Source organism: Flavonifractor porci (assembly GCF_037572415.1).
Taxonomy (GTDB): Bacteria; Bacillota; Clostridia; order Oscillospirales; family Oscillospiraceae; genus Flavonifractor; species Flavonifractor porci.
Genome location: NZ_JBBHLB010000001.1, coordinates 76,418 through 96,028 on the forward strand (window position 1 = coordinate 76,418; position 19,611 = coordinate 96,028).

Sequence of the window (19,611 nt, forward strand, 5' to 3'; positions counted from 1 at the left end):
TTTGCATTTACAACTCGTAGATTGGAACAAAACTGCCATGCAAACACAGAAACTGATTCTCCTTGTGGATGATGAAGTCAAGATCACACAAGTCCTGGCCGCCTATCTGGAAAAGGCGGGATATCGAACCATGTCGGCCCATGACGGGGAAACCGCGCTGGAGTTGCTGCGGCTTCATCCGGTCAATCTGATCCTGCTGGACTTAATGCTGCCGGATATACCGGGAGAGACATTATGCGGGCAGATCCGCGCACAGTACCGCATCCCCATCATCATGCTTACAGCCAAGAGCCAGGAGCAGGACATTCTGGATGGTTTAGAGGTCGGTGCGGACGATTATCTGACAAAGCCATTCAGCCCCCGTGTTGTGGTAGCCAAAGTGGGAGCGGTATTGCGGAGGACGGAGAGCGACGAGTTGTTGAGCGTTCCAGTCTCCTATCGGGACGGATATCTGGTGATCGACTTTCAGAACAAAACCGTTTTGAAGGAAGGGGCGCCCATCCACCTGACGCCATCGGAGTATCAAATACTGCGGACACTTGCCAAAGCGCCGAAACGGATCTTTACCAGAGAACAGCTGATCTCCTATGCGCTGGGAGATGATTACGACGGCTATAACCGAAGTGTTGATACCTACATTAAAAGCCTCCGCAGCAAAATCGAACCAGACAGACATGACCCGGAGTTTATTGTCACTGTGCATGGTGTGGGCTATCAGTTCCAAGGCTGATGGGAGGGAGAGCAAATGGTACATTCCCTGAAGGCGAAGTTGACTGTTTACTTCTCCGCCCTGCTAATATTCTCTCTTGGCGCAATGACGCTCCTGTTTAACCTGACTCTGGACAACCTGTTTGCGCACTATGCCAACGACCAACGCCAGCGCCAGATACAGCAGATCATTGAGCAGGTCGAGGAGCAGTACCTGCCAGAAAGCCAAAGCTATAACATTGACGCAGTAGAGGTGATCGGTAATGCGGCGCTGCAAAACGGCCTGATTGTCCATGTGCAGACGCGCAACGGAGAGGTGGACTGGGATATCTCCATACATAAAGCACAAGAGTGCCAAATCGCACTGCAGCATGCAGAGGAGAATATGCACAGCCGCTATCCCTCTTTTAACGGTGCTTATTCAGAAACCACATACGATCTCTCCAGCGATGGAACGCTGACGGGCTATCTGACGGTTGGATATTACGGTCCCTATGCGTTGGACGATGACGCATTGATATTACTGAATACGCTCAATCGAGTAACGCTGGGGCTGGGTATTGCTTTTCTGCTTGTGGCCATGGTGCTTGCCTTCTTTGCGGCCAGACGCATCGCCCGACCGATCTCGGCGACAGTCGAGGTGACCCGCAGTATCGCGGAGGGGGACTATGGGCGAAAAATTGAAACAAAGACGAAAACCAAAGAGCTGGCGTCCCTCATGCAGTCGGTCAACGAGATGTCTGAAACGCTAAAACTGAGGGAACAGCAAAAGCGCCGGATGACTGCGGATGTGGCCCATGAGCTGAGAACACCACTAACCAATCTGCAAAGCCATGTGGAGGCGGTCATCGACGGGATATGGGAGCCGTCCCCGGAGCTGTTTCAGGGCTATCGGGAGGAGATTTTGCGGCTGACACGGCTGGTGGAGCAGCTTCAGGAATTGTCCAATCTGGAAAGCGGACAGATCATACTACATCTGGAACCAATGTCTGTTGCGGAATTGTTAGAGGACATTCGCCTTGATTTTCTTGCCAGATTTCAGAACAAAGGGGTCGCCTTTGAGTTAGATACCACTCCAGAAGGACTTGCCATGGTATGCGATCAGGATCGCATCAAGCAATGTTTGACCAACCTTGTCTCCAATGCGCTGCGGGCCACGCCGGAGAGCGGGATCGTCCGGCTGGAAGGCCGGCAGGAAAAAGACTTGATCCAGTTATCTGTGTCGGATACGGGCGAAGGCATTCCAGAGGAGCACCTTTCTCAGCTGTTCGAGCGGTTTTACCGGGTAGACCCATCCAGAAGCCAGCAGACCGGCGGCATGGGGATCGGGCTGGCTATTACAAAGTCCATCGTTGAGGCACATGGGGGAACCATCACGGCAGAGAGCGTCATCGGGAAAGGCTCAAAGTTTACCATTTGCATTCCGCTGCAAAGCGTATAACGAGAGCGGCAGGCCGGTTTTGAACTGGCCCGCCGCTTCTTTATTTGTTCCCATCGATTCGGCTTTTCCCATGCAATTTCCGATATTCCAGGGGTGACATCTCATAGGTTTCCCGGAATACCACGGAAAAGCGGCTCTGGCTCTCGTAGCCCACAGCTTGGGCAATTTGGGCGATACTATCCTTGGTCTGCGTCAGCAGCAGGGCCGCTTTCTCCATTCGGTGTTCATTCATGTGGGCGGCAAGGGAATCGCCATAAACCGCCTTGAACACAGCTTTCAATGTGGTGGGGTTGATCAGATACCGCTGAGACAGCTCCTGAATGGTGACCCGCTGCTCCATGTGCTGCAAAATATAATCGTGGACGCTGCGGGCGATCTCCACCTGCTCCGTCTGGTATTTGTCCGCTTCCCGTTTGGGTGATAAAGAAACCGCACTGAGATGGAGCAGCAGTTCCATGACCTTCAAACGGAAATACGCCTGCTGAAGCGGTTCCGGCTGCCCATAGAAACCGCCGAAAATAGGCTCTGTTTTCTCGTTTCCCGTAAGCGTCGCAGATGTCCCTCCGGCACAGAACTTTTCTGCCAATGCCTGTGCGGTCACGCCTGTTCCGCCAAGGAAGTCAGGCAGAGCCATATCAAATTTGGACAGATCCAGCCAGATGGCCAGCCCCTCATAGTGCCCCACTGGGAATGTCATGACCGAACCGGCGCAGAGCTGTCTGGTGTGCAGGGAAAAATCGCCGGGGCCAAGGTAAATCGAACTGCCGTCTTTCATGTTCCAGCCAACACGCCCGTAGCGGCAGTAGTTGATCTCCAGAAGGTCGCGCTCCGCTCCATGCTGGCAGGAAACCTGCCCCGCCAGAAAGTCCTGAAAAACAAGGGTACAGCCGGGGAATACTTCCCAAGAGGTTTTTTGTCCTTTTCCTCCTGGAATGGCCTCCGTGTGCCTCACACCACCTTTCCCGTCTGCAACGGGATGATGCTCCTCCAGAAGCAGGCCGTCCGGAACATCAGCCAATGCAGTTTGAATTTTTGGAAGATGCTGATGATACAAGCCGATCCCTCCGTTTTCCTCCTGCCTAATCCGGGCAGGATATCTTCATGATCTTCTCGATGACCTGATGGAGCAAAACGCTCTGCTCCGTCTCCGCCGCTTTATAGTAGACCTCTTTCCCCTCACGGCGACTGACAATCAATCCACGGTCTTTTAACTGCCGCAGATGGTGGGACACAGCAGGGCTTGTCATCTCCACCATAGCGGAGATGTTGATGACGCACTCCTCGCAGTGACACAGCAGCCAGAAGATCCGCAGCCGGCTGGAATCATCCAAAAGCTTGAATGTCCCGGCAACGGTCTGGAATGTTTCCGGCTTTGCCAACTGCGCCTTCAAAAACTCCGTATTCTGTCCCTCGCCGTGGTGATGGGGGAGCTGCAAGTCAGACATCACATATCCCTCCTTGAAAATTGTCCGTTTTGGAAATGCTTTTTGCCGGTTTGGAAGAAAGGCAGCGTAAGGCATTGACTTCCCGCCGCGAATCCATCATACTACAATCACATCAATTAAACAAGTGCTTGATTGATAAATCCAACAATTTCGAGAGGAGCTATTCCGATGAAAAAGACCTATAAGATCGAAGTTGACTGCGCCAACTGCGCCAATCTGATGGAGGACGCCGCCAGAAAGACCCCCGGCGTCGCCGCCGCCACCGTTAACTTCATGACCCAGAAGATGATCGTGGAGTTTCAGGATGGCCAGGAGCCGAAGGAGGTCATGCAGGCAGTCCTGAAAGCCTGCAAGAAGGTGGAGCCTGACTGCGAGATTGAACTTTGACCCGCAAGCGCCCCGGACGCATCAGGCGAAAGGGGCGCGTCTTTCACAGAAAGTATTAAATGATTGAGCAATCAATAAATTAAAGGGGGTTATACCGTGACAAAAAAGCAAACGATCATGCTGGTACGCATCTTGATTGCGGCGGCAATGATGATTGCGTTGAATTTCCTGGCGCTGCCCATGGGACTCTCAACGGCGCTTTATATGGCCGCTTACCTAATTATCGGCTATGACATTTTGAGGAAGGCCGTGAAGGGCATCCTGAACGGCCAGGTGTTTGACGAAAACTTTCTGATGGCGGTGGCCACCATCGGCGCCATCGCACTGGCCATCTATGAAAAGAGCGGCGACTACAACGAGGCCATCGCCGTCATGCTGTTCTATCAGGTGGGTGAGCTGTTCCAGAGCTATGCCGTAGGAAAGAGCCGTAGAAACATTACCGCTCTCATGGACATTCGACCGGACTACGCCAATATTGAGCGGAACGGACAGCTGGAAAAGGTAGATCCGGACGAAGTGGAGATCGGCACTGTGATCGTGGTGCAGCCCGGCGAAAAAGTCCCCATTGACGGCATCATCATTGAGGGTAATTCCGCCTTGAACACCTCCGCACTGACTGGTGAAAGTCTGCCCCGTGAGGCCGCTGTGGATGACGAGGTCATCAGCGGCTGCATCAATATGACCGGTGTTCTGAAGATCCGAACCACCAAGGAGTTTGGTGAGTCTACTGTATCCAAGATTCTGGAACTGGTAGAGGAATCCAGCTCCCGGAAATCCAAGTCGGAGGACTTTATCTCCAAGTTCGCCAAGGTCTACACGCCGTTGGTCTGTATCGCCGCGTTGCTGTTGGCGGTGCTGCCCCCCATCGGAAATATGCTGATGGGCAATCCCGCTAACTGGGCTAACTGGATCTATAGCGCCCTGACCTTCCTGGTCATCAGCTGCCCCTGCGCTCTGGTGGTCAGCGTTCCCCTCAGCTTCTTCGCCGGTATTGGCGGCGCCAGCAAGGAGGGCGTTCTGATCAAGGGCTCCAACTATATGGAGACCCTGTCCCAGACCAAGGTGGTGGTGTTTGACAAGACCGGCACTCTGACTCAGGGCGTGTTTGAGGTCAACGGCATCCACCACAACACCATGGAGGAAGAAAAGCTGCTGGAATACGCGGCGTTGGCCGAGTGTTCCTCCTCCCATCCCATCAGCAAGAGCCTGCAGAGAGCCTACGGGAAAGAAATCGACCGCAGCCGTGTGACCGATATCGAGGAGATCAGCGGTCATGGACTGATCGCCAAGGTGGACGGCGTTGAGGTTGCCGCCGGCAATGCGAAGCTGATGCAGCGTCTGGCCATCCCCTATGCGGATTGCAGCTCGGTTGGCACCATCATCCATGTGGCCATCAACGGCGAATACGCCGGACACATCCTGATCTCCGACATCGAGAAGCCCAACTCCAAGGCAGCTATCTCCGCACTGAAAAAGGCCGGAGTGGAAAAGACCGTCATGCTCACCGGCGATGCCAAGCGGGTGGCGGACCGTGTGGCAGCCGATTTGGGCGTGGACGAGGTTCACAGCGAGTTGCTCCCCGGCGACAAGGTGACCCAAGTGGAGAAGCTGCTGGCCGCAAAGCCGCCGAAGGCGAAGCTGGCCTTTGTGGGCGACGGCATCAACGACGCCCCCGTGCTGGGGCGGGCGGACATCGGCATCGCCATGGGCGCTATGGGCTCTGATGCGGCTATTGAGGCGGCGGATGTGGTTCTGATGGATGATGACCCCATGAAAATCGCAAAGGGCATCAAGATCTCCCGGAAGTGCATCTCCATCGTCTATCAGAACATCACTCTGGCTCTGGTGGTCAAGTTTATCTGCCTTGCTCTGGGTGCGATAGGCCGGGCCAATATGTGGATGGCGATTTTTGCCGATGTGGGCGTCACCGTGATCGCGGTCTTGAATGCGATTAGAGCCCTGCGGGTTCATAATCTGTAAAAAGGAGAGAAAGGGCGCGGGCCACTACTTTGGCCGCGCCCTTTCCATCAACCATCAAATGAATCATCAGAAGGAACATCACTGCCCTTGCGATCCTAAGTTTGTGCCGGCGATGGCAGATTTTTTCCGTGTGTTGGGCGACCCCACCCGCATCCGACTGATTGCTATCCTCCATGAGCAGGAAACTTGCGTGACGGAGCTTGCAGAGCGGTTACGGATGACGCAATCGGCGGTTTCCCACCAGCTGAACATTTTGAAGGCCCACAAAATAGTGGCACAGCGCAGGGTTGGCAGACAGATATTCTATTCTCTGCCTGAGCAGAATATATGGCCGATCATTGAAACAGGGTTGTCCCATCTTGCGGAGAAATAGTGGATAGAATTATGGTATTAGTTCTATTGTGACGATTTCACTGTCTGTTCCGACACGGATGGGCAGTTGAAAATAACCAGTTCCGGCTGAGATAATGCCATGTGTGTTTCTCAACTGGGTATGCCCATAGAAATGCCCTGGCGGATGAAACAGCTTTGTGAGCAAGGTCACGGGGAAAAACTGGCCCCGGTGGGTGTGGCCACTCAAAACCATGCTGGCTCCACACTGAGCCGCTTCCTCAAAGCCGTCTGGACTGTGATCCATAACGACCACCGGTTTATCTCCTGTGACAGAGGCCAGCAGTTCAGCCAGCGGCAAACGCTTCCCGCCGCTCCGCAAGAGATCATCCCGCCCAACGAGACAGATCTCCGGTAATTCCACGCTGTCATCCAGAAGTAAATGGATCCCGGCGTTTTTGAAAAATGCTTGAAGCTGCTTGTCCGCTGGAGATGGATCATGATTTCCCAGAACGGCAAATACGCCCTGTGTTGTCCGGAGGTTTTGAAGACTGCCGCAGATGCTCTCCAGTTCCCAGCACTCCCCGACAGAGCCATTATTGAAAATGTCCCCGGCGATCACGACCAGCTCCGGGTGCAATCCATTGACTTCATCCACCATTTTTGCAATATGCCGGGTTCCCACAAATAGTCCGATGTGGAGGTCGCTCAACAGCACGATCCTGCAAGAGTTGTCTAAGCGGGCTCCACAAGGTATTGTGTAGGACACATGGCGGAACTGCCGAGCGTGGAGGCTGCCATAGAGCGTTACGCCTGCGGCAATTATAAAAGCTATGCTCCATAGGAACACATGGATGTCGATAAGGCAGGAGAGTAACGCTCCGGCAAGCAAGTTCAAAAGATCAGCGCAGAGCAGCAGGCAAACGGAATACAGCAAGAAGCAGAAATAAAGGTATCCAGCCATTGATACGGCTCTGGCAATCCGGCTTGTGTCCACTCGTTTCATCTGAGAGGCATAAAAGGCGGTAAATATAAGCTGTGCGCCAAATATGGGCCAGACGCTTCCCAGATCCCACAAGCCTTCCAAAACTCTTTCCATGCGAATACTCACATAAAATAGTGCGGCCAGATAGCCCAGAAAATAGACCGCAAAGAAACTGTCCCATGACAACAGCCGTCTAAAACACTTCATGGAAACTCCTCACATTCGTTGGATGAAACATAATTGATACGAAAACAGGCGGGCAGTGCTGCCCGCCTGTTTGTTTTCCCTTAGTGGTGGGAACCACCGTGTCTGCTGCTTCCACCGGTTTTCGTTCCGTGAGAGGAGCCATGATGCCCGGATGTCGTTCCATCTCCGCTGTGGTCATGTGTCTTGGTGCAGGTCGCATGGGTGGCGTGGTCATGGACCGCAGAGCAGCTTGCGTCCACCGCATGATCATGATTTAAGGTGCAGGCGGCGTCAACAGCGTGGTCATGCTCCAGCGTACAGATGGCATCGGCCGCATGGTCGTGATCCAAGGTACAGCTGCTGTGGATACTGTGGTCGTGATCCTGTGTGCAGTAGCCGGCAGATGCGTCTGCTGCAAAAGCACCGACAGAAAGTGCCGCCGTCATAAGCAATGCTGCGGGAACCACCACAAGCTTCCGGATGTTATGTTTCATGGAAAGGACCTCCTAATTATTCTTGAAAAGGCTAAAACCCTTTTCAGTATGATGGATTTATGGAAAGAAGTCAATCCTTCACGATGCCTTCTTTCCAAAAGGGAAAAAAGTATTTCCAAAACAGATGATGTGTAGGGATCGGTATGTCAATGTCCAGCTTACAGCATCTTCATCATTACAAAAAATCACCGCCTTTGCACTTTTTTCGACAATCGCTTTTCACAGAATGCCCACAGCCGGCAGGCCAGCGCCCCGGCCGCGATCCCGATCACCGCACCGGCAATGACATCTGTGGGAAAATGGACATAGAGGTACAGCCGGGAGAAGGCGATCAGTCCGGCCATCAGAAGCGCAGGCAGCCACCCCTTGCTTTTTTGAAACAGCAGCACAGATGCCGCAGCAAAGGAAACCGCCGTATGTCCGGAGGGGAAAGAATAGTCCTCTGGAGCGGGAATGAGCAGCTGAACAGCCGAGTTCAACATAAAGGGGCGGGGCCTTGCCACCAGAGGCTTGAGAATGATATTGCAGGCCAGCACCTCTATGATAATGGCAAGAAACATGACACCGCCCAGCTTTTTCGTTTTCGGGATCAATATCAGGATACCGCACAAAAGCACCCAGCCGATCCCCTCATCCGCAAAAGTTGTGATGATTGGGAAAAACACATCGCCAAAGCCGGAGCGCAGGGATGTCTGTATCCAGTCCAAAATGGACAGTTCAAAGGAAACCATTTTTGTTCATCTCACATTCAGAGATAATCATAGGGATTTTGCACCTCTCCGTTCACCCGCACCTCAAAATGACAATGGCTCCCGGTGGAGCGCCCGGTAGAACCCGCCTCCGCAATGGCTTGTCCCTGATAAACAGAATCGCCCTCGGAAACCAACAGGTTGGAGTTGTGGGCGTAGTAGGTCTGAGTTCCATCGTCATGGGTAATGATGACCAGATTGCCGTAGTCCCCTTTCCAGCCGGCAAAGCTGACGGTTCCGCCGTCAGCGGCCTTGACCTTCGTGCCATAAGGAACGGCAATGTCCAGTCCGGAGTGATAATTCGTGCTTCCAAACAGAGTCCGACTGCCAGGGGACGAGGTGACGGTACCGTCTACCGGCCAGATGTAGGTGCCTTTGGATGCCGTGGCAGGCCGCTCCTTTGTCCCAGTGGCTACCACTTTCTTTTCCGGCTCTTTCTGGACCACGGCCTCCAAAACCGTCCGTGCGATCTCCGTGCCATTCTGATAAGTCACCTCGGCACGGATCCAGTTCTCGCCTTCCTCGCCCTCAGACAGTACATTGGAGTCGCCTTCATAGAGGGAATCGTCCTCCACATACTCTACCGGAGCCGGGATCGGCTCCGTATAGGTGACCTCATCCACTGTAACAACGGCGAGGAACGGGACTGCCCGCCGGATATTCAGCACATCCCCGATCATCAGCACATCCGGGTCAACGGATGGATTCAGTTCGGACAACTCCCTCTGCCGCATATCCAGACCTGCGGCGATCTCCGAAAAGGTGTCTCCGGCCGCTACAGTATAAGAGGCCGCCTCCACAGAGTTTGCGGTAAGCGCCGCATAAATCTGCTCCGGGTCATCGGGAATTTCAGTGGATGCGTGACCATATTCAATGGAAACCTCTGGCTCGAAGCGCACCTCCTTGGTACTTTCATTCTGATATGGGGCGGAGAACTCGTCCAGCATGGAATCTAAAGTTTCCCGGTCTGGGGAAAATCCTACCGCTTGTCCACCTACAGAGAGGACATAGCCCTCCCGGATCTCCTCCACCTGCTCCAACAGGCGCTCGGTCAGTTCTTCTTCCGAAACAAGATCATTTTTGCTGGCCATTGTCCAGCCGATGGAGATGTCATCCGTAATGACAGCGGACACGCCTATGGCATTTTCCACCTCGGCCTGTGCGGATTCCACAGCCCGTTGTGCAGTCTCCGTGTCGGATACAACGCCCAACTGTTCGCCATCCATGCTGACCGCATAGGCAGGCGTATAGAGAAGTCCGAAGGTCAAAGTCATTATAAGCGCAAACGATGCAATGGAAGCTGCCGAGATCATCAATTTCTTTTTCTTGAAGGGCATATGCGAGAGAAGTCCTCCTTTCAATAGTTACAAAACGGTAACAATCAACCTGTAAGAAAAATACCAGTCTGGAGGCGGGGCGCCCCTTCCTGGATGTACGGTTTGAAGTTTACCCGCGAAATGTGGGGATTTTATGAAGATTTTTCATCCTCATAAAATCCCCACATTTGTTCCTTAAACTTTCTGGTAGAAAGCCACCAGGATTTGGAGGAGCAATATGGAAGAAAAAAACAGACCTCGGCAGCCCCAGGAGGAGGAACAGCCCTCCGCGCTGTCCGATATGCTGGGGGCGCTGGGCTTCAAATCGAAATCTCAGCGTGCCGGCAAGCAGGAGAACATTCGGGACGGAACAGAGGAGGATGTTTCTCCAGATGGAGAAACTCAACTGGAGCGGGAAGTCAGAGAATCAGAGTGGGGCCGGGCGGAACAACCCGATGAACTGAGCAGTGTTCCCGCAGAGATCTCACCTAAAAAAAGCCCGCCACCCCCCAGAAAAAAGCGGCGCTGGATATTCCCCATGATTGGCGTTGCGGCGGTGGCCGTTGTGGGGACCGGATTCCTTTTCACGCGGGAGCCGGAACCACCCAGCCCCGATGTGGTGGCCTCCTATGATGGAAAGATCATCACGGTGGATGAACTAAACGCCTTTATCGCAGTGGAAAACGCCAAAGAGCGGGAGCATATCATCTGCCCCACCCACGGCTATGACCATTCAAAATGTACGCCGGACGAGGAGTGCGAGGCCCACCCCGTCCACACCTTGGAGGGCTATCGGGAGATGGTTTCCAGGCTGGCCACGGAGCAGATGATCGTTTCCTGGGCAGAGAGCAGCGGGATCACCCAGCGTTCCGATGTGCGGCATGGGATGTCTGACCTGCTTAACGACGCCATGGTCACCCAATATGTCTCCCAGCTCCATGAGGAGAACATCTCCCCAGAGTCCATTTCCAGCTGGGAGGTGCAGAAATACTACGACAGCAATCAGAGCGAATACGCCGGAAAGACGCTGTCGGAGGTGGAGAACGAGATCCGGCAGACGCTGGCAGCGCAGAAGGACGAGGACTTTTTTGCCGAATATCTGGATGAGCTGAAGAAAACGGCGGGCTTGCAGGTAAACTTTGATCTGCTGAAAGTGGCCCAGCCTACACAGGCGGAGATCGACGCCTACTACCAGGCCAATCAGTCCTCTTATGAAACGGCCCCTGCCGCAAAATTCCGTGAGATCAAATTTTCCGGCGATGATGCTGGATCCCAGGCCACCGCAGCCGGCCGCAAGCTGCGCTCCGGCGAGAGCTTTGACAGTGTGGCCGCCTCCAACGGCGGTGCGGTTGACGGCTCCATAGAAAAGGGGGCCGGTCCGCAGGCAAAGGAAACCGCCTTATGGCGGTTGAAAGCCGGTCAAACCAGTGACCCCATTGACAACGGCGATGGGACTTGGAGTATTTTGGAGCTGCAGGAGTTGTCCAGCGCGGGAGTGCGGCCCCTGTCCGAAGTCCAGGAAGAGATCACATGGACGCTGTTATCGGAGAATACGGCGCGTGAATATGAGACGCGAAAGACCGAGACTCTGTTCAGCATCCACAGCCGCCGTTACACACTGGGAGACTTCTATACCGAGTTTCAGGAGCTGTCTCCGGCCTACCAGCGGCAGTTCTCCAGCTTTGAGATGAAACAGCAGCTTTTGGAGCAGATTATCGCACAGGAACTGCTTTTGGAGAAAAGCGGCGACGGCTCCGACACAGGAGAGGATCACAGCATGGAGGAACTTCGTATCCGCTATCTGGCTCAGATCCTGCATCAAGACGAGGTGGACGACCAGTTGATCGAGCCGACAGAGGAGGAAGTCCGCCAATTCTATGAGGAAAACCAGGCAGACATGGTCGTTCCCGCTACCTTCCAGTTAAATCTGATCTGGATCGACCAGGGAACAAACGGAGAGAAGAAGGAGGATGCCCGCACCAAGGCAAACAGCGCCCTGGACGCTCTGACGGGCGGCATGGACTTTGCCGCGGTTGCGCGGCAGTATTCCGATGACTCCTCCGCCGCCTCCAACGGCGGGCAGATCTCCGGTTCCTTCCACGCGGAGGATCTGGTCGAGCCGCTGGCGCAGGCCATTGAGCCGCTGGCCGCTGGTGAGACCAGTCCCATTGTAGAGTACGACGGCGGTTACTATATCATTCAGGTGCGGGATCGCACCGAAGAACGCCAGCAGACCTTTGAGGAAGTAGCCGATACCATCAAGGCCCATTTGCAGGCCCAGCAGCATGAGCAGCTGGAGGCGGATATGCAAAACACCCTGCTGGAGCGGGCCAATCTGGTGATCTACGACAAAACCCTGCGGCGGCTGGTCAAGGAGACGGAACAGGGGGCGGCATCGTGAGCAATCCGCAAAATCCGAGGCTGGGAGCCGTGGGCGGTCAAGCCGTACTGGACGGCGTGATGATGAAAGCGGAGGGCCGCTGCGCAGTTTCTGTGCGCTGCCCGGACGGGAGCATCCAGACGGAGCTCGTTCTGTTCCAGCCGTTGGGAAAGCGGCACCCCATTTTAGGACTTCCGCTCATCCGGGGCTTTATCAACTTTTGTCAAATGCTTGCCTTGGGCCAGCGCGTCCTTTCCATTTCAGTTGTATTGACCGACCCGGAGCCGGAGCAAACAGCTTCTCACGTATCGGAACGGCTGTTCACTGCCGCTGTCTGGATATTTGCCGTTGTGCTGAGCGTGGGGCTTTTTATGCTTTTGCCCGCATCGGTCGTCAAGCTGGGAGGCCGGTTGCTGCCTTTGGACAGCGTTTGGCTGAAAAACATCGTGGAGGGACTGGTTCGGATATGCGTCCTGCTGACCTATCTGCTCCTGACCTCTCTGATGCCCGATATGCGCCGGACATTTGAATACCATGGGGCGGAACACAAATCGGTGGCCTGCTACGAGGCGGGAGAGCCATTGACGCCGGAAAACGCCGCCCGGCATACCCGGTTCCATCCCCGCTGCGGCACCAGCTTTCTGTTTATGATGATCTTTGTCGGTATCCTGTTTTACTCGCTCCCAATCTTTTCATGGAACAGTGTTTGGGAGCGGGTACTGACGAAACTGCTCTTTTTCCCTGTGATTTCCGGTGTCGGCTATGAGATCATCCGATTCTCCGGGAGACATCCCGGCAATCTCCTGCTGCGTATATTGACTGCGCCGGGGCTGTGGCTGCAGCACATCACCACCAGAGAGCCTTCGCTGGAACAGCTGGAGGTGGCGATTACGGCTTTGCGCAATTCGCTTGAAAATCAATGAAGGAGGCCCATATGGGACGAAAAGAAAAAACTCTGCTCATTACGATCATTGCCAATGTGATTTTGATCGCTCTGCGCTTTTTCCTGGCTGATCTGTCCGGGAGTGTTGGACTGGCCGCCAACGCATGGCACTCCATGACCGACGCCTTCGTGACCAGCGTGGTGTTCATCGGCCTGATGATAGCCCGGTACGGTGCGGAAAAACTGCGGCTGGCCAGCAAAAAGGTGGAGCATATCCTGGCGATCTTTGTTGCCGTATTCATTTTCTACATGGGACTGGAGATCCTGTCCGACGCACTGAGCGGCGAGACAACGGAGCTGCGCTATGTTCCCTTTGCGGCAGCGGGCGCTTTTCTGGGCATCGGAATCAACTACTTCATGGCCCGCTATAAAATCTATGTAGGCCAGCAGACCGGCTCCCAGAGCCTGATTGCGGACGGCTATCACTCAAAAATGGATATGTACTGTTCCGTGGCGGTGCTGGTAGGTCTGCTGGGCTCCCTGTTCGGGATGCCGAGCCTGGACAAAATCGCCGCCATTATCGCCATGGTGCTGCTGATGATCGCAGGTTATGAGATCCTATCTTCCAACCTCCATCTGCTGCTCCATCCGGAGGAGGACACCGGCGCCGAACACGGCCACCACCATCATGGACTCCCCGGAGGCAAAAAGCTCTATGCCGGGATAGGCGGCGTACTGGCGTGCGCCTGGCTGCTCTCCGGCATCTATGTGGTGCAGATGGACGAGAGCGGCATTGTCCGCCGTTTCGGAAGCGTGGTCAATGACGCCGTTACACCAGGCATCCACTATAAGCTCCCCGCACCCATCGAAACGGTGACGCTGGTGAAGGCGGAGAATGTGAGCCAGGTAGAGACTGGCGTGCAGGAGCTGCTGACCGGGGATACCAACTTGGTCAATGTGAACCTGTCTGTCCATTACAAGATAGAAAACAGTGCGGACTATCTGCTGAATGTCAGCAACTCCGAAGCCCTGCTGCAGTCCAGCGCCACCACCAGTATCCGGCAGATCGTGGGAGAGAACACCATCGACTATACCTTGACAGACGGCAAGCCGGAGATCGAATCGAGCGTCCAACAGGCGCTGCAGGAGACGATGGACAGGAACGGGACTGGCTTGGAGATTGTAAGCGTCCAGCTTGTGGAGGCCGCTCCGCCGGAGGCTGTGCTTTCCAGCTTTGAGGATCTGGCCACCGCCCGGCAGGACAGCGTCATCTACATCAACGAAGCCACAGCCTATCAAAACACCATCGTCCCCCAGGCGCGGGCCGACGCCTACCAGCAGGTCGCTGAGGCCGAGGGCTACCGGGAGGAAACCATCAAGACCGCCCAGGGTGATGCCGACCTCTTCTCCCAGCGGCAGGAAGCCTACGCCTCCTATCCCCGTGTGACCCGGTTCCGGCTCTATATGGAGGCCATGGAGGAAGTCCTGCCCAATGTGCAGAAGCTCCTGCTGGGCGGCAATGTCTCCGTCGACAATGCGGAACTCTGGCTGGGCAACGGTTCCAAATAAGCACCATCGAACAATTTCATCATTTGGAGGAATGATTTTATGACAAAGGCAAAAGGCGCACCCAAGAAGACGGTTCTCTTTGGTATCGGAGCGGCGATCATTCTGTTGCTTCTGACTCTCGTGATCTATCAGGTGGACAGCACGGAATATGCGGTGGTCACCCAGTTTGGACAGCCTGTCCGGGTGGTGGAGGATGCCGGCTTGAAGATAAAGCTTCCCGATCCCATTCAGTCCGTCCAGCGGCTGGATAAGCGGGTGCAGGTCTATCAGACCTCGTCCATCGAGCTGCTGACCCTGGATCGGCTGAATGTCTCTCTGGACTACTATGGCACATGGAAGATCGTAGACCCCATTCTCTTTTTGCAGACGGTGCGGGACAATATCGGCGCCGAGGCCCGACTGCTGGATGTGTTCTCCTCCAGCCTGAGCGTCCAGTTGGGCCAGTATAAGCTGGAGCAGTTGGTCAATACAGATGCGGAGAAACTGGAGCTGGACACCATGATCGCTGATACCGTGGCCTATGCCAAGGAGCGGGCTGCGGAGTACGGCATTGAGGTGGTGGACGCCCAGATCCGGGTCCTCAACTTCCCGGAGGCTAACAAGCAGAGCGTTTACGACCGTATGAGCGCCGAGCGTGAGCAGATGGCGCAGCGTTACCGCTCCGAGGGCAGCGAGGAAGCCTCTAACATCCGTGCGAACGCAGAAAAGGAGCAGCAGCTCATTTTGGCGGAAGCCTATCAGAAGGTTCAGGAGATCATGGGCGAAGGCGATGCCGAGGCCATCCGCATTTACGGCGAAGCGTTCCAGAAGGACCCGGAATTTTATGAGTTCATCCGCACTCTGGAAACCTACGAAAAGACCATTGATGGCAACACGACGCTGATCCTGCCTTCTACCTCGGAGATTTTGAAGTATCTCGGTGGAAGCGGCAACTAACAAGGAGAACAGTCTATGAAGAAATTTTCTCTTGACCAGCTGCGGGAAACCGTCAACCGCTTTTTCCTGCGGCTTGCGGCCATACCCCAGGGAAGTGGAAAGGGCGGCAAGAAAGAAGGTTCCGTCCGAAATGATCTGAAAAACGCTTTCCGGCATATCAACCCCAAGAAGGCTGGCCTGGGCGTGCTGGGCGGCGTGATTGCGGTCTACCTGCTCTCCGGCATCTATGTCGTCAATCCCGGTGAACAGGCCGTGGTGCGCCGTTTCGGAGCGGTACTGGATCAGACGGTGACGGAGGGCCTGCACTACCGCCTGCCCTGGCCCATTGACAAGGTGCAGACCGTCAATGTTTCTGAAGTTCGCCGGGCGGACATCGGAATGACCCTGCCGGAGCATATCCACCAGCCCGATGACGAGCCCCAGGCGATCCAGCTGCTCACCGCCGATGAAAACATTATCACCACTCAGGCCATCGTCCACTACCGGGTGAGCAATGCGGCAAAGTTCCTCTACAATGTGAATGGCAACAGTGAGCAGCTGGTGCGGTACAGCGTGGAGGCGGCGCTGGTGCAGCTCATGGCCAGCGTCCCGGTGGATAATATCCTCAGCACTGATAAGGTGGCCGCCCAAAACGGCGTGATGGAGTTGGCGCAGGAGGCGCTGGACCGCTACGATGCCGGTATCCAGATCACAGCCTTCAATATTCAGAATGTGGTGCCGCCCGACCCCGTCTCCTCCGCCTTTCTGGATGTGACCAACGCCATGTCCGAGCGGGAGACCTCCATCAACGAGGCAAACGGCTATTACAATAGCCTGATCCCCCAGGCCAGAGCAGAGGCCAACCGCATGATCTCCAATGCGGAAGCCTACAAGCAGGAGCAGGTGTCCCGCGCCACCGGCGATACCGAGAAATTCCTCAGTATGCTGAAGGAGTATCAGAGCAATTCCTCCATCTACACGGCGGACACCACAAAGTACCGTCTGCTGCTGGAAACGCTGGACAAGATCCTGCCTACCGTCAAGCTGTATATCGTGGACTCCTCTGACGGCAGCGTGGATGTGAAGCTCTTTGATCCCAGCATAAGCGGAGCGGCTATTACGGCCAATTCACAAGGATAAACCGATGATCCCACAGGAGTGAATGCTTTCAAATGGTAGAAATTATAATGCGGCGTGAGGTGGACGGAAAAATCACAGAAACGGTACTGGTTTCTATTGATGAGGAGCCTCTGATCAAGATTAAGCCTATGGAATCTGTCCTGTCCTTTCCCGGCATAGAGATCCGATTAAACGAACATATTGTTTACAGGGATGACAGGGAAATCTTTCTGACCCATCGGGAATTTGCCACTCTGTCCTACCTTGCCCGTCATCCAAAGTGGGTGTTTACCGCAGAACAGATTTACGAAGCGGTCTGGCGGGAAGACGGCGAAAACTGCGGGACAGCGGTTGCCAACATTATCAGCCAGCTCCGACGCAAGCTGACACCGGATGATCCGAAAGGCGGATATATCCGCACAGTCATCGGCGGCGGATACAAATTTGAAGCCCCAGAATAAGTCGATCCCCCGGAGCAACCGCTTCGGGGGATTTTCTGTCGGTTTGCGTCGATAAGTTTTCCCCTTTTTGAGCGTATTTCATCGTAATTCCAAGGGGAGTGGAAATATACCAGTTACAATGGATCTATGGCAGCATCTCCCCGAATACCATGAAATGAGGTGCAATATGGATTGTTTTTTGTGAGTATATGAGCGTTATTTTCAATTCGAGTTGAGCAGCTCTTATCAAACATTGATTCTGAAAGCGAAGGAAGGAACCAAACAACGGATGAATTAAATATTCTGAATCGGCAAGGCGGCAGCAGCGGGCTGCCACAAGTTTAGAAAGGGGATGATGTAGCCGCCTGTGTGCCGGCCGCGTGAGCGGACAAAGGAAAGAGGTGCGATTTGGGTGACACCATTGATCGCATTAAGCTGTTCTGCCGTCTGACCCAGCCGAGACACACCGCTTTTAAGACAAAGAGAGGGAGAAGCCCCCACCATCATCATAGTGGGCATAAACACCATACCAGGCAGAAAGATAAACCTCCTCCTGGTGGTGCTCCGCTAAATCTCTGCGGACTTCTTAATGCACAGACTGTAAGAGCGGCCGATTTTGCGCATCAGCGCGAAACCGGCCGCTCTTTTTCTGTTTTACGGTACCGTCCACGGTGCCGCTCTCCTCCGCTTCTGAAATTTGATTTTTCTCAAATTTCAGAAGAATGGAGGAACGCCGTATGGCGAAGCATGATAAGTACCACCCAGACTACTCGAAACTCTACCCTGGGATCGAGAGCCGGCCCGAGATACTCGCCGTGCTGAAGCAAAGCGACCGTAAGATGAAATACATAGAGGTAGACCTCAAGACGGAGCGTCCCGTCTACAGCAAAAAAGCTGGCCGCATCATATTCCGGCCCAGCCGGGAGGATTCCTTTGAACGGCTGTGTGAAGATGAACACATCCAGTTTGCCTCTGATGATTCTTCCCTGGAAGAAGAACTGGCCCACAAGGATATGCTCCAGCGGCTTCGGAACGCCATGGGGAAGTTGGAGCATGACGAGGCGTCCCTGATCCACGCCCTGTTCTATGAGGGGCTGAGCGAGCGTCAGCTCTCCAAGCGAACCGGCATCCCGCAGCGGACGATCCATGACCGCAAAAGGCGGATACTCGTCAAATTGCACAAACTTATGGAAAATTAAAAAAATTTCCGCTCAACCCCCTCGCTCAACGGCAAAGAGAGTGAGGGGGTTCTTTCGTTTCTCCCTGTGCAGCTTGAAAAGTGAATATCCAGCGAGTGAATAACATCAGCGGACAAGCCTCCAAAAGAGGAAAAGCGATGAGTCGGACGCGCCAAGACCACCTGTGCGGGCTTTCCCGCATCAAAGACGGCCAAATAAGGTGCCCAGCGGTCCCCGTCCAGACGAAAGCAGCCCTGGCAAGCTGTTTTGCAATGACCTTGTCCGCCCACAATGGTACCCCTGCCCAGCCACAGCCTCAAGCAATGGGGGCAGCTCGGAGAGATCCTCGGAGGGGTGAGATTCCCGGAGCGCGGCGCCAGCTGCGGTTCACTTGACTGCCCATGGCCTGGGAAGTAGTGTCGAATAGGGCCAATGATACAAATTTCAGAAGCGGCGGGGGCCGCATTCCAGCAAAGAGTTAGTCATACTTTTGCACGCACTGGAGCGGCCCCCGTTTTTGCTCAGAAGTAAGGAGGCAAAAAGGTTGAGATCACAGAAACAACGCGCCATCCAGCGTGGGGATATTTATTATGCTGACCTCATGCCAGTCACCGGATCGGAACAGGGCGGCATCCGGCCTGTGGTGATCATCCAGAATGATACAGGCAACCTCCACAGCCCCACGGTGATCGCGGCGGCTATCACAGCACGGCGAAAGGGACAGCATCTGCCTACCCATGTACAACTGCGTGGATCCGCCTGCGGCCTGTTCCGGGACTCCACCGTTCTGCTGGAGCAGCTCCGGACACTGGACAAGTCCCGGCTGGGAGAGTACATGGGCAATGTAGGCGCGGAAAAGCTGCGCCAGATCGACGCGGCGCTGGGCATCAGCGTTGGGCTTGGAAACTCAGATAGCTGTTGAATGAGCGCATCAAAGCTGAAAAACCAGTCGGTTACAAACTGTATCCAACTGAAATTAATAACCCAACAGGCGGAAAATAGTTATACATAGCGCCGGCCATCTGCTGTTGAGATGGCCGGCGTTTCATATCATCATGGGCCGTTCACCGGCCCGCGGTGGGCGGCCTTCCTGACAAGGAGGGCTA

Annotated in this window: 19 protein-coding genes; 13 read left to right on the plus strand and 6 right to left on the minus strand. The window is 54.6% G+C overall.

Going from position 1 to position 19,611, the window contains the following annotated elements; genetic code table 11:
* Nucleotides 1-37: 37 nt before the first annotated feature.
* Together WHJ28_RS00375 and WHJ28_RS00380 are read left to right on the plus strand one after the other, a co-directional pair.
* Nucleotides 38-730, plus strand: coding sequence for a response regulator transcription factor (locus WHJ28_RS00375; RefSeq protein WP_302643299.1), 693 nt, complete (start codon nt 38-40; stop codon nt 728-730).
* A gap of 15 nt (nt 731-745) precedes the next feature.
* On the plus strand, nt 746-2,149 hold the full coding sequence (locus tag WHJ28_RS00380; protein ID WP_209345263.1) for an ATP-binding protein: 1,404 nt from the start codon (nt 746-748) through the stop codon (nt 2,147-2,149).
* A gap of 40 nt (nt 2,150-2,189) precedes the next feature.
* Here the strand turns inward: WHJ28_RS00380 and WHJ28_RS00385 are convergent, their stop codons facing one another.
* Nucleotides 2,190-3,101: a helix-turn-helix transcriptional regulator gene (locus tag WHJ28_RS00385; protein WP_340039121.1), complete on the minus strand. Its 912-nt coding sequence runs from the start codon at nt 3,099-3,101 to the stop codon at nt 2,190-2,192.
* A gap of 127 nt (nt 3,102-3,228) precedes the next feature.
* On the minus strand, nt 3,229-3,594 hold the full coding sequence (locus tag WHJ28_RS00390; RefSeq protein WP_209345259.1) for an ArsR/SmtB family transcription factor: 366 nt from the start codon (nt 3,592-3,594) through the stop codon (nt 3,229-3,231).
* A gap of 168 nt (nt 3,595-3,762) precedes the next feature.
* Between WHJ28_RS00390 and WHJ28_RS00395 the strand changes: the two genes are divergently transcribed.
* The 3 genes from WHJ28_RS00395 (at nt 3,763) to WHJ28_RS16455 (ending at nt 6,334) form a co-directional block, all read left to right on the plus strand.
* A complete protein-coding gene (locus WHJ28_RS00395; RefSeq protein ID WP_209345257.1) occupies nt 3,763-3,981 on the plus strand; it encodes a cation transporter in 219 nt (72 codons plus the stop codon).
* Between the two features lie 96 nt (nt 3,982-4,077).
* Entirely contained in the window at nt 4,078-5,961 is a 1,884-nt protein-coding gene (locus WHJ28_RS00400) for a heavy metal translocating P-type ATPase (RefSeq protein WP_209345255.1), read from the plus strand.
* Between the two features lie 112 nt (nt 5,962-6,073).
* Nucleotides 6,074-6,334: an ArsR/SmtB family transcription factor gene (locus WHJ28_RS16455; protein ID WP_368076372.1), complete on the plus strand. Its 261-nt coding sequence runs from the start codon at nt 6,074-6,076 to the stop codon at nt 6,332-6,334.
* A 9-nt stretch (nt 6,335-6,343) separates the two neighbouring features.
* Here the strand turns inward: WHJ28_RS16455 and WHJ28_RS00405 are convergent, their stop codons facing one another.
* The 4 genes from WHJ28_RS00405 to WHJ28_RS00420 form a co-directional block, all read right to left on the minus strand.
* A complete protein-coding gene (locus WHJ28_RS00405; RefSeq protein ID WP_209345251.1) occupies nt 6,344-7,483 on the minus strand; it encodes a metallophosphoesterase in 1,140 nt (379 codons plus the stop codon).
* A gap of 80 nt (nt 7,484-7,563) precedes the next feature.
* Nucleotides 7,564-7,956, minus strand: a complete 393-nt coding sequence (locus tag WHJ28_RS00410) for a hypothetical protein (RefSeq protein ID WP_209345249.1) — start codon at nt 7,954-7,956, stop codon at nt 7,564-7,566.
* Nucleotides 7,957-8,141: 185 nt separating this feature from the next.
* Entirely contained in the window at nt 8,142-8,687 is a 546-nt protein-coding gene (locus WHJ28_RS00415) for a phosphatase PAP2 family protein (RefSeq protein ID WP_209345247.1), read from the minus strand.
* Between the two features lie 17 nt (nt 8,688-8,704).
* Complete coding sequence (locus WHJ28_RS00420; RefSeq protein WP_340039122.1) at nt 8,705-10,042, minus strand: peptidoglycan DD-metalloendopeptidase family protein; 1,338 nt, start codon at nt 10,040-10,042, stop codon at nt 8,705-8,707.
* Between the two features lie 217 nt (nt 10,043-10,259).
* Between WHJ28_RS00420 and WHJ28_RS00425 the strand changes: the two genes are divergently transcribed.
* The 8 genes from WHJ28_RS00425 (at nt 10,260) to WHJ28_RS00460 (ending at nt 19,427) form a co-directional block, all read left to right on the plus strand.
* Nucleotides 10,260-12,422: a peptidylprolyl isomerase gene (locus tag WHJ28_RS00425; protein WP_209345241.1), complete on the plus strand. Its 2,163-nt coding sequence runs from the start codon at nt 10,260-10,262 to the stop codon at nt 12,420-12,422.
* On the plus strand, nt 12,419-13,324 hold the full coding sequence (locus tag WHJ28_RS00430; protein ID WP_209345237.1) for a DUF1385 domain-containing protein: 906 nt from the start codon (nt 12,419-12,421) through the stop codon (nt 13,322-13,324). Before WHJ28_RS00425 ends, WHJ28_RS00430 begins: the two co-directional genes overlap by 4 nt.
* An 11-nt stretch (nt 13,325-13,335) precedes the next feature.
* Nucleotides 13,336-14,853, plus strand: coding sequence for an FtsH protease activity modulator HflK (gene hflK, locus WHJ28_RS00435; RefSeq protein WP_209345233.1), 1,518 nt, complete (start codon nt 13,336-13,338; stop codon nt 14,851-14,853).
* Between the two features lie 39 nt (nt 14,854-14,892).
* Entirely contained in the window at nt 14,893-15,789 is an 897-nt protein-coding gene (gene hflC / locus WHJ28_RS00440; RefSeq protein ID WP_209345231.1) for a protease modulator HflC, read from the plus strand.
* 15 nt (nt 15,790-15,804) lie between these two features.
* A complete protein-coding gene (hflK, locus tag WHJ28_RS00445; protein ID WP_302643314.1) occupies nt 15,805-16,908 on the plus strand; it encodes an FtsH protease activity modulator HflK in 1,104 nt (367 codons plus the stop codon).
* 32 nt (nt 16,909-16,940) lie between these two features.
* The gene (locus WHJ28_RS00450; protein ID WP_209345227.1) at nt 16,941-17,348 is read left to right on the plus strand and encodes a winged helix-turn-helix domain-containing protein; all 408 of its coding nucleotides are present in this window, start codon (nt 16,941-16,943) and stop codon (nt 17,346-17,348) included.
* A 716-nt stretch (nt 17,349-18,064) separates the two neighbouring features.
* Nucleotides 18,065-18,526 carry a sigma factor-like helix-turn-helix DNA-binding protein gene (locus tag WHJ28_RS00455; protein WP_209345225.1) on the plus strand — a complete coding sequence of 154 codons (462 nt, stop codon included), beginning with the start codon at nt 18,065-18,067 and terminating at the stop codon, nt 18,524-18,526.
* A 523-nt stretch (nt 18,527-19,049) separates the two neighbouring features.
* Nucleotides 19,050-19,427, plus strand: coding sequence for a type II toxin-antitoxin system PemK/MazF family toxin (locus WHJ28_RS00460; RefSeq protein ID WP_209345223.1), 378 nt, complete (start codon nt 19,050-19,052; stop codon nt 19,425-19,427).
* Nucleotides 19,428-19,611 lie beyond the last annotated feature (184 nt).

What these genes read in the sequence shown, in the direction of transcription:
- WHJ28_RS00375 (WP_302643299.1), top strand. Translation starts at nt 38, where the DNA reads ATGCAAACACAGAAACTGATTCTCCTTGTGGATGATGAAGTCAAGATC.
- WHJ28_RS00380 (WP_209345263.1), top strand. Translation starts at nt 746, where the DNA reads ATGGTACATTCCCTGAAGGCGAAGTTGACTGTTTACTTCTCCGCCCTG.
- WHJ28_RS00390 (WP_209345259.1), bottom strand. Translation starts at nt 3,594, where the DNA reads ATGTCTGACTTGCAGCTCCCCCATCACCACGGCGAGGGACAGAATACG.
- WHJ28_RS00395 (WP_209345257.1), top strand. Translation starts at nt 3,763, where the DNA reads ATGAAAAAGACCTATAAGATCGAAGTTGACTGCGCCAACTGCGCCAAT.
- WHJ28_RS16455 (WP_368076372.1), top strand. Translation starts at nt 6,074, where the DNA reads ATGGCAGATTTTTTCCGTGTGTTGGGCGACCCCACCCGCATCCGACTG.
- WHJ28_RS00405 (WP_209345251.1), bottom strand. Translation starts at nt 7,483, where the DNA reads ATGAAGTGTTTTAGACGGCTGTTGTCATGGGACAGTTTCTTTGCGGTC.
- WHJ28_RS00410 (WP_209345249.1), bottom strand. Translation starts at nt 7,956, where the DNA reads ATGAAACATAACATCCGGAAGCTTGTGGTGGTTCCCGCAGCATTGCTT.
- WHJ28_RS00415 (WP_209345247.1), bottom strand. Translation starts at nt 8,687, where the DNA reads ATGGTTTCCTTTGAACTGTCCATTTTGGACTGGATACAGACATCCCTG.
- WHJ28_RS00420 (WP_340039122.1), bottom strand. Translation starts at nt 10,042, where the DNA reads ATGCCCTTCAAGAAAAAGAAATTGATGATCTCGGCAGCTTCCATTGCA.
- WHJ28_RS00425 (WP_209345241.1), top strand. Translation starts at nt 10,260, where the DNA reads ATGGAAGAAAAAAACAGACCTCGGCAGCCCCAGGAGGAGGAACAGCCC.
- hflK (WP_209345233.1), top strand. Translation starts at nt 13,336, where the DNA reads ATGGGACGAAAAGAAAAAACTCTGCTCATTACGATCATTGCCAATGTG.
- hflC (WP_209345231.1), top strand. Translation starts at nt 14,893, where the DNA reads ATGACAAAGGCAAAAGGCGCACCCAAGAAGACGGTTCTCTTTGGTATC.
- hflK (WP_302643314.1), top strand. Translation starts at nt 15,805, where the DNA reads ATGAAGAAATTTTCTCTTGACCAGCTGCGGGAAACCGTCAACCGCTTT.
- WHJ28_RS00450 (WP_209345227.1), top strand. Translation starts at nt 16,941, where the DNA reads ATGGTAGAAATTATAATGCGGCGTGAGGTGGACGGAAAAATCACAGAA.
- WHJ28_RS00455 (WP_209345225.1), top strand. Translation starts at nt 18,065, where the DNA reads ATGGCGAAGCATGATAAGTACCACCCAGACTACTCGAAACTCTACCCT.